Raw genomic sequence first — 12,164 nt, 5'->3', positions numbered from 1 at the left:
GTTAGTGGTATATATTCTTATCTCAGAGATGAAAGGAGGGGGATCTCCGAGAGCATCTCGTCCGTCACGTACTCCCACAAAATCCCGCGGGGCTTCGGCCTCCTCTCGGAGGGTCTGAGGACGGCCGTACGGGTCGCGATTAAATCGACGGGCAGGTCGAAGGGCTCCTGGGGTATGTCGTCCTCGACGAGCTGTAGCTCGTGTACTGTGGTGGCCACGGGGGTCGACTCAGATGCCTTGCCCAACGCCGTAGCGATCCCCCACTCGAGCTCCGCGTAGCCGTGGCTCTTGCCCAGCCTGGCGCCGTTTCTGGGGTTCACGGCGACAGACCCTATCACCACAAGATCTATCTGCGGCATCTCGCGGGGATCCACCTTGACTCCCCACCGAAACGCCCCGGATATCGTCGACGCCTCGCGATAGGCGCTCCGAGGCACCCGGCGCGGATCCAGCAGGAGGAAGCCCTCCCTTATCCTCGGAGTCGGCATGATCACCACCTTGCCCTCCGCCAGCGCCGCCTCGCGGCAGGGCCTCTGGGGCGCGTCGGGGTTTATCTTCACGACCTCAGCCGCCGCCCACTCGCCCGACTCCCTCAAATTGCGGCACGCCGACTCGGCCCCGACGAAGTTCGGTATCCGCCCGAACACCGGGCGCGGAAACGCGGCGGCGCCGCTCTTTTCGAGGAGGTCCCAGATCCTCTCCCTAATCTCTTGCTTCTTTCTCAAAACTAGGGGATTCCGCACAAAAAGGGGATTAGATAAGCTTAGAAAGCTTCTTCTCGGCGAAGTCCCAGTTGACGAGATTCCACCAGGCGTTTACGTAGTCGGCTCTCTTGTTCTTGTACTGTAGGTAGTAGGCGTGCTCGAACTCGTCAACTATTATAAGTATCGGCGCCTCCCCGATGTGGTTCAGGAAGTGGTTCTCGAAGGTCATTATCTGGAGGTTGCCTGTCTCTACGTCGTAATAAAGCGCCGTCCAGCCCGTCCCCGGCAACGAGTTCGCGGCCTCGGTAAATACGGCCTTGAACTTGTCGAAGCTCCCGTACTGTTTGTTTATGAGGTCGGCGAGCCTTCCTCCGGGCTTCCCGCCTCCCTTGCCCGCAGGCGCCATGCTCTTCCAGTAGAGGTCGTGCAACTTGTGGCCGTTTATGTTGAAGGTCAGCCCTCTCAGAATCCCCTGTATGTCGTACTGGCCGGAGGCCAGCTCTCCCTTTATTATCTTCTCCATCCTCTCCAGGAGCGCGTTGGCGCCGTTCACGTAGCCCTTGTGGTGGCCGTTGTAGTGGACGTCTACTATGTCCCTGCTTATGTAGGGCTCGAGGGCGTCCAGGTTGTACGGAAGCGGCGGCAGTTCGTACCTCTTGAACAGGCTTACTGACATGGGCCATCCTCGCTCTCCCTATTTAAGCATTGTTTCGTGTCAGAAGGTTCTTCCGAGTATTCTGCTATCATATTATATAGAACATTTGTTTCTATTTCTATATTAATATATTATTATATTTATTAAATTATTTTCATAATTGTTATGCTATTTACTATAAATAAACATATATGAACATATACATATAGTCAAGTTAGTTGAAGTAAATGTTTTTATTTTAGAATAACCCCCATCTTTAATGAGCGAGGGATGGCTCTTGCGGCTAAGAGAAATTATAGTTGATTCTCTAGATAAGACTTGGCTTCCTCTTCCCGTAGATGAGCGTATATGTGAAAATTGGAAGGAAGGACTACAACAAGATACGAGCTCTAGTACAGTTTTTTATACGTCATGTATGTACCATTTGGCCCCAGTTATCGAGAAGGCTGTAGAAAACTTGGAGAAATTCGGAGCGTCGGGTGGCGGCTTGATGAGCGCTCTCGCCGGATTTGCCGCTAGGACTTTCGGGAGGCAGTTGCTCAAGCCCGATCAAGCCGAGGTGGATAGGGCCGACCGCGTTGTTAGGTCCATGCACAGCCTCTTGGCCAGGAGCGGGCTCAAGTTCAGGCTTCTGGACAAGGAGATCTACTCAGGCGCCTTGCTGTACGAGCTGGGTTTCGAGCGGGACTTCGTCAATTACGCGAGGAAGGTCGTCGACTACTTCAAGCAGCGCGGTATAAGGGAGATCGTGACCGTCGATCCCCACACCCACTATCTGCTGGAGAAGGTGTATCCCAAGTACTTCCCCGACTTCGATATAAAGGTAACCAGCTATATGGATTTTATAGAGCCCAAGGGAGTATCCATCAAGAACTTCGCCATACACGACTCCTGCCTCTACGCCCGCTATCTGGACAGATATCAGACAGTCAGAAAGCTCCTCAAAGCCGGCGAGCCTGTGGAGGACCCGTTCGTAACTGGCCGCGACACGTCGCAGTGTTGCGGAGGCCCCATAGAGTCGACCTTCCCGAACATAGCCAAGCAGATAGCCAAGGCGAGGGTCAAGGAGCTCGCCCGGCTTTCTAGGAAGGTCGTGGTGCAGTGCCCCATATGTTACGTCAACCTCAAGCGGGCGTCCGAGGGCGAGGTGGAGCTGTACCACATGGCCGAGGTCCTCCTATGAATCTGGCGGAGCTGAAGGCCGAGGCCTCCAAGTGCCAGTTCTGCGGCTTCTGCGAATTCGCCTGCCCCACCTACAGATCCATAAGGATGATGCACTTCGGGCCTAGGGGGCGCGTCAACTTAATCAGAAACTTCGACGGGGAGCTCTCCGAGGCGGCGTATACGGGCATCATGACATGTCTAGGATGTAGAAATTGCGATATACAATGCCCCGCCGGTATAAAAATAGCAGAAATTATCCATGAATTTAAAGCGTATATCATTAATGAGAAGATATATAAGAACAAGAAATAGAAATTAATATGTCCGAGCTCAAGGACTTGAAGAAAGAACTGGGCGAGGATAAGGTCATCACGGATCCCGACATACGCCGTATATACGCCCGCGATCCGGCGTCCTTCGAGTTCCAGCTCCCGCTGGCAGTCGTCTACGCCGAATCGGCCGACGACGTGGTCGACGTGGTCCGCTACGCCATAAAGAACAAGCTGTACATAACGCCGGTATTCCACTCCACGAGCCTCTCCGGCAACGCGGCCACCGTTATGAAGAACACCATAGTGCTGTCCTCCGAGCGCATGAACAAGATCCTTGAAGTATCCGACGTCGACTGGCTCGCCGTGGTCCAACCCGGCATAAAGATCGACGAGTTTAACCTGGAGCTCATGCGCTACGGCCTGCAGTGGCCCGTCGACCCCGCGTCGTCGAAGACCGCGTCCGTAGGCGGCTCCATAGTGAACGGCGGCGGGGGCATGCGGGGCGCCAAGTACGGCCCGGCGTCCCACTGGGTGCTGGGCCTCGAGGCCGTCATAGGGACCGGGGAGAAGATAAGGGTCGGGTGCCGCACGGTTAAGTGTAGGGAGGGCTACGACATCCTCCATCTTTTCGTGGGTAGCGAGGGCACCCTCGGCGTCGTGACAGAGGCGACCGTGAGGCTAGCGCCTCTCCCCGAGGCGTTCGTCGGCGTCGTGGCCCAGTACGACGATATCGTAGATCTGGCGAACACGGTGGTCGAGGCCCGGCGCAGGAGGTTGTGGCTCATGGTGGCCGAGTTCATGGACGACGACGGGTCGGATCTGGTGGGGCTGGGGAGGAAGTACACGTTGTGGATGGGCGCCGATATAACCGCGGGCTCCGAGCAGAGGGTGTTGGCGCGCCTCAAGGAAGTCGCCGAGGCCAACCGCGGCAAGGTCGTCGCCGAGGCCGCCGAGTGGAGGGACTTCTTCAAGCTGTTGGAGCCCAGGAGGCTCTTGTACCCGGCCCCCGTGAAGCGCGCCGTTGAGTCCTACGGCGGCAACGCGGTCATATTGATGGGCGACATAGCTGTGCCCACGTCTAGATTGCCCGAGGCGATGCGCGAGGTGAAGGCCGCGATACAGCGCTACGGTATTCCGACGATAACCGGCGGCCACGTAGGCGACGGTAACATACACCCGACGCTCTGGTTCGACAGAAGCAACGAGGAGCAGAAGAGGAAGGCGGTGGAGCTCTTCGAGTATTTCGGCAAGATAGCGATCAAGTACGACGGGACGATAAGCGCCGAGCACGGCATAGGCATGCACAAGAAGGCCATGTTGAGGGAGGCGTACGACGCCAAGAACTCGCCGCAACTTATAAATCTATTTAAAGAGATAAAGAAAATATTTGATCCCTATGGTATATTTAATCCTAATAAAATATTTGATATTTAGATATAATATTTCTTAGTTAACATAAATCAAATAAAACTTAAAAAGGAGAGCTGCCGGTGAGAAATATGATAGAGATAAACAAGCGGGTTTTGGAGGAATACGGCGATCTGTTCGGCCGCAAGGTCGTAAACGGCAGGGAGATCGTGGTGGAGCAGTTGATCGAGGAGTTGGCCCGGGAGCTGGGGGGAGAGATCGACGCCGCCATAAGGAAGAGGAAGGAATGGCACGAGCGGCGTGAGCCCGTCAAGGTCAAGGGCGCGTTCCCCAGATGGGACGACAAATTCGTCGATGCGGACGGCAACGTGAGGACGTTTAGGGAGATAGTGCAGGGCTTGATAGACAACTTCCTCGGCAGAGACACGCCGCTTAGATGGGGCCTCAACCAGAACGTGCCCGTCCCCGACGACCTACATCCTCTGAAGAACCCCGGCCTCGAGATAACTGGGCCTTGGTACCCCATGAGCCGCGCCATCCACCAGATAAACGCCGACGTCGTGTCGATGATGGAGGACGAGGAGGACGCGTCCCCCGCCTGGTACGTGCCTTGGGGATCCGGGAGGTCCGTGGCCGCCGTGTGGGAGGCCAGGAGGATAGTCAAGAGGGTGCTGAGCGGCGACGTGCCCGAGCCCTATATAGAGGGCGGGAAGGAGTACAGGATAAGGAAGCCCAGAGAGAAGTGGCCGACGTTGATACACAGAGTGCCCGGCATACATATACTGGATTTCGACGTCAGGGTCGACGGGAGGCCCGTCCCCGCCATAATAACGTCCGTGGTCCTCTACACGGCCAACAACTACGACTTGCTCAAGAAGGCCGGGTCGGGCGTCTACTTCTACGTGCCCAAGACCCAGACCCCCGACGAGGCGCTGGTCGTGGAGAAGATACTGAGGAGGGTCGAGCAGAGGCTGGGGCTCAAGACTGGCGAGTTGAAGATAGCCATGCTTTACGAGGAGGCCAGAGCCGGGCTGTACCTGCCGGTCATCTTCTGGATATGGAGGGAGAGGCTGGTTAAGATAAACAACGGCAGGTGGGACTACCTAGGCTCTCTGATAGAGATGTGGAGGGAGGAGGCGGTGTTCCCCGATCCCCAGAACATAACCATGACGCACCCCATAATGATGGCCTACCAGAAGTACAACGCCTTGCTCACGTTGATGGCCGGGTTGGACAAAAACGGCGAGCTGAGGGCCGGGCCTGTCGGCGGCATGGCCGCCGTCATGCTCTACAGACAAGGCGATCCCTACGGCAGAGAGCGCTACAACGCCAGGGCGTTGAGAGGCATCTGGATAGATAAGCTGAGGGAGAGGCTCATAGGGCTCATCTTTGTGGCCGAGGAGCCCGCGGGCAAGGTGACCCTCGGCGACGTGCTCAAGGGCAAGGTCAAGGGGAGGCTCTACGACCTCTTCAGGCAGAGCTGGGTTGCGACTCCCGAGGAGGCCTACGTCAAGGCGGGCAACGAGCCGTTGAGGGCCAGCCTAGAGGAGCTACAGGCCATGATAAACAAGCCGGTCAAATACGTCGAGGTGGACGGGGTCAAGATACCGGCCGTCGACAGCGGGTTGACGGAACAGGAGCGGGCCCTCTTCCAGAGGCTCGGCTTGATAGACGAGAACGGCAACATAACGCCGTGGGTCGTGAGGAAGGACATGGTGGACACGCCCGAGAAGCTCCTCAACAACCCCGAGCTGTGGGGCGGCAAGGACCTCTGGTCGGCCCTCTACGAGCCGCCCAAGGGCGACATAACGATAGAGCATATACAACACGCCTTCTACATGGCGGCAAACTACGGCTTCCAGCTCCTCAACGGCAATCTGGCAGCGGCCATAGACGACTACGAGCTAGGCCAGAGGTTCATGAACGACTTGGCCACGTACCGCATATTCTCGACTTGGCTGTGGACCTTACTGCGCCACGAGGCGGCGGTCACCAAGGACGGCTACTTGAAGGGGCCCGACAGGACGCCGCTCGGCGTCGTGCCGGCCAAGAACGAGATCGCCGTCAAGGCAGGCGACAGGTTCAACAGAGAGATGTTCGAGAAGCTCTGGGACCTCCACATGCAGTGGACCAACGCATTCTACGAGGACTTCGACAGGATAGCCGCCGAGAGGATAGCCGGCAGGTACGACCCCAAGGTGAAGGAGGCGTTGTCCAAGGCCTACGCCGCGGGGCCCTTCCGCCACATATCGCCTAGAGCTGTTGCGGAGGCCATAGCGCCCTTGGTTGGCAAGCCGGTAGACGCCGTGGAGCGGGAGGTCGTCGCCAACGCCCCCCGCTTCGACAGGACGTTCGCCCCCGTCATAATGGAGATCTTGAAGGCGAAGCTCACGTCGCCGCTCTACGTGCAACACGGCGGCAGGGTAGTCATGGTGCTCTCGCCGCTCCCGCCCGAGGAGCGGGAACAGGCCTTGATGGCGCTGTTTGGGCCGAGAGACCGCGTGGAGAGGCTCATCGCCGAAGGAAAATTAAGGAAGGAAATATTAGAAATATATGATTATATTCACGATATAAGGTAAATATAAATAATATAATATATTTTAAATTATTATCTTTATTTAATTTACTAACAACTGCCACATTGCCTTAACAGATTTATGAGAATAATATTTTTATACTTAAATTGACAGCGTTCCATGAATCACAGAAAAATACCATATACAAACATATTAATGATATTATCTCTAGTTGCTGTGGGCAATAACGCATTTGCCTTAAGCTCATATACTCAGCCAAAATATTTCTTTAATAATCCATATATAACATTTATTATAGATATACTCCCAATACTCGTTCTCTTTATCTTGTTATCGGTATTGAGGATAACCGGCTGGAAATCTACCTTGATAGCCTCAATATTTACGCTGGCGCTCGCCATAGCTATCGGAGTTCCGGCCGACAACGCCGTCTACGCCTGGGCCATCGGCGCGCTCTTCGGGTTCTGGGCCATATCCTGGCTGATATTCTGGGGAATTGTGTTCTTCAACACGTGGAGGCTCAGCGGATACCTAGACGCGTTTATGTCTTGGGTCCTTAGAAATATTACATACGACATACGCATCTTCGCCATAACCCTCGCCTGGGCCATGGGGGCCTTGATAGAAGGGCTCATAGGCTTCGGGACGCCGTGGGCCTACATAGTCCCCATGCTGGTCGCCCTCGGGATACCGACCATCAGAGCCATAACGATAATGGCCGTGGCCAACACAGCGCCGGTATCCTTCGGCGCGTTCGGGATACCCGTGATCACGCTGGCCGGCGTGATAGGCGTCCCGCTTATGGCCGTGTCGTCGGCCGTGGCGCACGTAGTCGCCATACTCGCCATGTTCATAAGCTTCATAATACTCTACCTAGTCGACGGGTTCAGAGGGATTAGAGACGCGTGGCCGGCCGCCTTGGTGGGCAGCCTCGGATACGTAGCGGGGCAATACACAGTGGCCACATACGTCGGCCCCTATCTCCCAGACGTAGTCGGATCGCTGACCGCCTTCGTGGCGCTTGTGCTCTTCCTCAGAGTCTGGAAGCCGGCCCGCATAGTGGAGCCCCCGAGGGACATAAGGCATATGGCCAACAACAGCGGGCGCCCGGCGGCCGTGGCCTGGGCCTCGCTACTCGTCTTCGTGGCCGTGATGGGCCTCTGGGCCTCTCCAATCTCGCCGCTACCCAAGATGTCCGTCGCCGTGTTCTCGGTCCCCGCCTACTCTCAGATACTCGGCAAGAAAGTCGCCGTGTCCTACGCCTTCAACCCCTTCGCGACGGGCACCGCCGCCTTGGTCGCCTGGCTCGTATCGATGGCCGTCATGAGGCCTAGCAGAAAGGTGGTTAAGGAGGCGTTGGCCACAACCGTGAGGCAGACTTGGGCGGCCGTCGCCGTAGGGGCCTTCGTGGTCAGCCTGGCCTTCGTCTTCAACTACAGCGGCATGGCCTACAGCCTGGCCTACATGGCCTCCTTCGCCGGCATACTGTTCATCTTAATATCGCCGTTCCTCGGCTGGCTGGGAGCCGCACTTACAGGGAGCAACACCTCCTCCAACGCGCTGTTCGGCGCGCTCCAATACACCGTGGGCAACCTGCTCGGAATACCGCCGCTGTTGCTTCCGGCAGTCCAGAGCGTAGGGGCCGAGCTCGGCAAGCCCGTGGCGCCGCAGACAGTCTCGGCAGGCATATCGACCACCGAATACGTGAGGAGGGAGGGCGATATAATTAGGAACAACCTGCCGTACTCCATATCGCTCGTGCTACTGCTGGTGGCCATAGCGGTGGTCCACCTGCTGTTGTACCCCTACCCGTTCAAGCTAACCTGATCTCCCAAACCCAGTTTTTGACCCGGCGTCTCCACAGAGCTCTCCCGCCAATTCGGCATGGCGGGACAATCAACGCAGATCTTCAGAGGAAGTGGTGGGGCCGCCGGGATTTGAACCCGGGACCTCCCGGTTGCTCGGGCCGGGAGCCCTTTATCAGCCTCGCCGGATCTCCACGGGCGCTCCACCTAGCTAAGCTACGGCCCGATCCCTCCAAACACAGTTGGTTTTAAGCTTTCTGACCGACCTAAACCCCGCGTTGGCTTGATGCGTAGTTTAGGCTGAGGCGTTCGCGGCCAGCGCTACTTCGGCGAGTCAGACGCGGCGTTACGTTTTGACGGACGTGAAATTTAATTAGGTGGAAGATGTAGAAAATGTGGAATCCATCAAGATAAGGGAGGATACGAAGCGCCGCCTAATACAGTTCAGAGCTAGGCTGGAAGCCAAGCTGGGGCGCAAGGTGTCGCTTGACGAGGCCATCAGCTACCTCCTAGACAGCGCCGAGAGCCCCGACGTCGAGGAGCTGGCGGCTGTGCTGGCGGAGGTGCGGCGCTTGGTCAAGCCCGGCGAACTCACCGCGGAGCTCAGGAGAGGGCGGTCCGAGGATGAGGCTGGCGGTTGACACAAGCGTAGTTCTCGCGACTCTAGAGGGGACCACAGACGCCTTGCTGGAATACGCAAAGAGGGGCTGGCGGCTCTACATAACAGAGTACAACCTAACAGAGGTCATGTACGTCCTATGCCGTAGACTCGGCGCAGAGGCCGCGCGCAGAGCCGTGGAGAGGTTGCTCAACAGCAGGACGCTTAGGCCCTACCCAGCCGCCGACCTCCACGGAGAGGCCGCCATGTGCAAATGCAGACACGCAATATCGCTCCCGGACTGCTATACAATCGCCCTAGCACGGAGGCTGAACACGCGCGCCCTCTTCATGCGAGAGAAGGAACTGGAAAAGGCGCTGAAGAGGGGCGAGCTTGCGGACATCGTGCAGTTCGTCTAAATAGGATGGGTAGCCACGTCGGCTGCCCACGGAGGGTAGCCGAGGCGCATCTGGGGAAGGCGGCCAGCGTGCTGGCATGTTGAAGGCCGGCTTATAGAGCCTCACGGACAGGTCCCGGCCTATCGGCGGAAAGAGGCTTGGTGGGCCCGCCGGGATTTCTAGGCGGCTACGCCCGAACCCGGGATCTCCCGCGCGCTCAGGCGCTGTGGCGCGGGCGCCGTGTAAGGCGGGCTTTAGGGAACGGCTTTCAATCCTACCGCTAGACTACGGGCCCTTTACATATATTTCAACATATTTTTAAGCTTTGCCCTACCGTACTTAGCCGGGCCGCCGAGCGCGAGCGTCAACAATCGGCGCGGGCGCCGCTGGCCGCAAGGCGACAAAGATATAAAAATTGAGGATTTACGGCGTTTAGGCCCCGGTCGTCTAGCCCGGTCAAAGGCTCGCCGACTACGGATATGGGCCTTTCGAGGAACGCCGGAGAGAGCCCAGGACCCGGGTTCAGGGAAGCTCCGCCCAGAAATCCCGGCCGGGGCACCATAAAATTCTGCCGACCTTAGTGCGGAAGACGTCGTTAGTTCAGTATATAGCAATAGAGGCTTGGTGGGCCCGGAGGGATTTTTAGGCGGCTACGCCTGAACCCCCGCCCTACGGGTCTGGAGCCACGGCGGCGTTCACCTCCGCCGCTCTGCCTTGCTGAGCTACGGGCCCTTTACGTATATTGTTAGTAGTTTTTAAGCTTTTTCCTCGCTTAGCTCCCCTCGAGGGGTCGATGGCCGGACGTCGAGAGCGCGCGTCGAGACGGGCGCGGAGTGAGAGGGCAAGAGGAGGGACTAGTAGTGAAAGTCGCCGTGGAGAAGGGGCGGGAGATCGGAGGGAAGCGAGATTTTCAAGACCAGAGGCGGCGCTACTAGAGGATACGTAGCCATATACGCCGACGCGGAGGGAGGACGGGAGGCGGACTACGCGAGGACCGTGATTGCGCTTAAGGCCTTGAGATGTGGAGCAGAAACCCAAAGCAGACACTGCTCATAGGCGGCGCCCTGGAGGCGTTGATGAGGCTCGGGCCCGTATGTGGGGCGGTCGGCCCGTGCGGAGAGATCCGCAACGCCGGATAGGTATTTAGATGCCCGCGCCTTTATCGGCCGTCCTCGGCAATCTGGACGGCGCACGCGTTGAGCCGTCCGACCAAGCCGGGGCCGTAATAGAGCACGCCCGTCAAGACCTCTACGGCGTCCGCCAGCCTCATGACGGCCTTTACCTGCCTACAGCTCATGATGCCGCCGACGGCTATGATGGGCGTGTCTCTGCCGAGATACGACCTGGCCTTCTCGAGCATCTTCATCATGAGGGGGTAGAGCCAGAGGCCGCTTATCCCTCCTCTCCCGACCCCTATACGCCGGTCGTCGACCGGGAGCGTGTTGGTGAGGACTAGGCCGTGTCCTCCCTTTCTAGCCAAGTCCAGATAGGCTCTGAGGTCCGACGTGGGGCCTACTTTTATGAACAGTGGCTTCTTGGAGTTTAGGAGAGGCGCCGCTCTGTCCCAGGCGCCTTTGTAGGTCGGGCTGGAGAGGTTGACCTCTATCGCCCTCACGTTGTGTCCGTGCCTCTCGACGTAGCGTATCTGCGCCAAGAGCTCTCCCGCCGTGAAGCCGGCGATGCTGACGAAGATGGGGTAGTCCACCTCGGACACCCTGGCGAGCACGACGGGGAGCCCGGGATTGGGGAGGCCCATCGCGTTTACCAAGGAGCGGGGCTTGAGCCTCGCGGTGAGCGGTGGCTTGTTGCCCTCTCTGCGCCTCGCGGTGGTGGAGCCGACGACTATAAAGCCGGGGCAGAAGGCCGACAGCGCCCTCGTGTAGAGGCCTTCCTTGTCTAGGCCGGCCGCTATGCCCACGGGCCCGTTGGTCTCTACGGGGCCCACGCGCCATCTGGCCTCAGCCCTACAGGGAGGTAGAGGTATCGAGAAGAGGGCCTTGCCCAGCCTCCTGGTGATCTCCGACGGTATCAGCTCGACCAGCCGGGCTAGCACTTGAACTTCTCTACATATTCGCGGACTTCGCGGTAGCGGGCCGGCCCTATGAGGTCCTTTATCTCTTCCAGGACATCGCCTATCTTGTAGGCCGCCCTCACCGGCGTCCCGGTCTCCCGCTCGACTCTCTGGGCGCCGCACTGCTGTCTGTCGAGGAACACGGCCGCGGCCACCACGTTGGCGCCCGCCTCCTTGAGCTTGTTGACGGCCTCGACGATGGACTCGCCGGTGGTTATCACGTCGTCGATCACCACGGCGCGCGCTCCCTGCCAGATAGCCCCCTCTATCTCCCTCCTGGACCCATACCACTTCTTGCTCTCCCTGACGTAGGCTATCGGGCGGAACATGTTGAAGCCCAGTATAGACGCGTAGGGTATGCCGCCCGTGGCGACCCCCACTATGACGTCGAAGTCGATGTCTCTCAAGAGGTTGCCGTATTTGCCTATCACCCACCTCAACAGATCGGGGTGGGCGAGCACTTGTCTGAGGTCCACGTAGTAGGGGCTACGGCCGCCGCTGGACAGCTGGAAGTCGCCGAACTTGATTATCTCGCGCTTCACGAACTCGTCCCACACGTCGACCTATATAGGACCGTATTAAAAACTATGCG

General features: G+C 58.0%; 11 protein-coding genes and 4 tRNA genes. 8 read left to right on the top strand and 7 right to left on the bottom strand.

Features of this window, described 5'->3' with window-relative positions; translation table 11 throughout:
- Positions 1-17: 17 nt before the first annotated feature.
- Together TUZN_RS02465 and TUZN_RS02460 are read right to left on the bottom strand one after the other, a co-directional pair.
- Entirely contained in the window at positions 18-743 is a 726-nt protein-coding gene (locus TUZN_RS02465; protein ID WP_013679346.1) for a 5-formyltetrahydrofolate cyclo-ligase, read from the bottom strand.
- Positions 744-753: 10 nt separating this feature from the next.
- Positions 754-1,380: a superoxide dismutase gene (locus tag TUZN_RS02460; protein WP_013679345.1), complete on the bottom strand. Its 627-nt coding sequence runs from the start codon at positions 1,378-1,380 to the stop codon at positions 754-756.
- 238 nt (positions 1,381-1,618) lie between these two features.
- Between TUZN_RS02460 and TUZN_RS02455 the strand changes: the two genes are divergently transcribed.
- The 5 genes from TUZN_RS02455 to TUZN_RS02435 all read left to right on the top strand — a co-directional run bounded on the left by TUZN_RS02455 (position 1,619) and on the right by TUZN_RS02435 (position 8,527).
- Positions 1,619-2,542 carry a heterodisulfide reductase-related iron-sulfur binding cluster gene (locus tag TUZN_RS02455; RefSeq protein WP_013679344.1) on the top strand — a complete coding sequence of 308 codons (924 nt, stop codon included), beginning with the start codon at positions 1,619-1,621 and terminating at the stop codon, positions 2,540-2,542.
- Complete coding sequence (locus tag TUZN_RS02450) at positions 2,539-2,835, top strand: 4Fe-4S dicluster domain-containing protein (protein ID WP_013679343.1); 297 nt, start codon at positions 2,539-2,541, stop codon at positions 2,833-2,835. The genes TUZN_RS02455 and TUZN_RS02450 overlap by 4 nt, the downstream gene beginning before the upstream one ends.
- Before the next feature lie 8 nt (positions 2,836-2,843).
- A complete protein-coding gene (locus TUZN_RS02445) occupies positions 2,844-4,229 on the top strand; it encodes an FAD-binding oxidoreductase (protein WP_013679342.1) in 1,386 nt (461 codons plus the stop codon).
- 65 nt (positions 4,230-4,294) lie between these two features.
- Positions 4,295-6,742: an aldolase/citrate lyase/malate synthase family protein gene (locus TUZN_RS02440; RefSeq protein WP_052886024.1), complete on the top strand. Its 2,448-nt coding sequence runs from the start codon at positions 4,295-4,297 to the stop codon at positions 6,740-6,742.
- Between the two features lie 153 nt (positions 6,743-6,895).
- On the top strand, positions 6,896-8,527 hold the full coding sequence (locus TUZN_RS02435) for an L-lactate permease (RefSeq protein ID WP_148678670.1): 1,632 nt from the start codon (positions 6,896-6,898) through the stop codon (positions 8,525-8,527).
- A gap of 92 nt (positions 8,528-8,619) precedes the next feature.
- On the opposite strand, the gene TUZN_RS02430 is transcribed toward TUZN_RS02435, so the two are convergent.
- Positions 8,620-8,731 (bottom strand) — tRNA-Ile (locus tag TUZN_RS02430).
- 169 nt (positions 8,732-8,900) lie between these two features.
- Here TUZN_RS02430 and TUZN_RS02425 point away from each other — a divergent pair.
- Positions 8,901-9,146, top strand: coding sequence for a hypothetical protein (locus tag TUZN_RS02425; protein WP_237698260.1), 246 nt, complete (start codon positions 8,901-8,903; stop codon positions 9,144-9,146).
- Positions 9,130-9,522 carry a PIN domain-containing protein gene (locus TUZN_RS02420; protein WP_013679338.1) on the top strand — a complete coding sequence of 131 codons (393 nt, stop codon included), beginning with the start codon at positions 9,130-9,132 and terminating at the stop codon, positions 9,520-9,522. Before TUZN_RS02425 ends, TUZN_RS02420 begins: the two co-directional genes overlap by 17 nt.
- A gap of 138 nt (positions 9,523-9,660) precedes the next feature.
- Here TUZN_RS02420 and TUZN_RS11200 read toward each other — a convergent pair.
- A tRNA-Val gene (locus TUZN_RS11200) sits at positions 9,661-9,796 on the bottom strand.
- 141 nt (positions 9,797-9,937) lie between these two features.
- Between TUZN_RS11200 and TUZN_RS10970 the strand changes: the two genes are divergently transcribed.
- Positions 9,938-10,062, top strand: a tRNA-Glu gene (locus tag TUZN_RS10970).
- Positions 10,063-10,123: 61 nt separating this feature from the next.
- Here the strand turns inward: TUZN_RS10970 and TUZN_RS02415 are convergent.
- The 3 genes from TUZN_RS02415 to pyrE all read right to left on the bottom strand — a co-directional run bounded on the left by TUZN_RS02415 (position 10,124) and on the right by pyrE (position 12,129).
- Positions 10,124-10,233: transfer RNA gene (locus TUZN_RS02415), tRNA-Trp, on the bottom strand.
- A 427-nt stretch (positions 10,234-10,660) separates the two neighbouring features.
- On the bottom strand, positions 10,661-11,554 hold the full coding sequence (locus TUZN_RS02410; protein ID WP_013679337.1) for a beta/alpha barrel domain-containing protein: 894 nt from the start codon (positions 11,552-11,554) through the stop codon (positions 10,661-10,663).
- Complete coding sequence (gene pyrE, locus TUZN_RS02405; RefSeq protein ID WP_013679336.1) at positions 11,548-12,129, bottom strand: orotate phosphoribosyltransferase; 582 nt, start codon at positions 12,127-12,129, stop codon at positions 11,548-11,550. Before pyrE ends, TUZN_RS02410 begins: the two co-directional genes overlap by 7 nt.
- Positions 12,130-12,164 lie beyond the last annotated feature (35 nt).

This window comes from Thermoproteus uzoniensis 768-20 (genome assembly GCF_000193375.1).
Lineage (GTDB): Archaea > Thermoproteota > Thermoprotei > Thermoproteales > Thermoproteaceae > Thermoproteus > Thermoproteus uzoniensis_A.
This window is presented reverse-complemented; position numbering and strand designations above follow the sequence as displayed.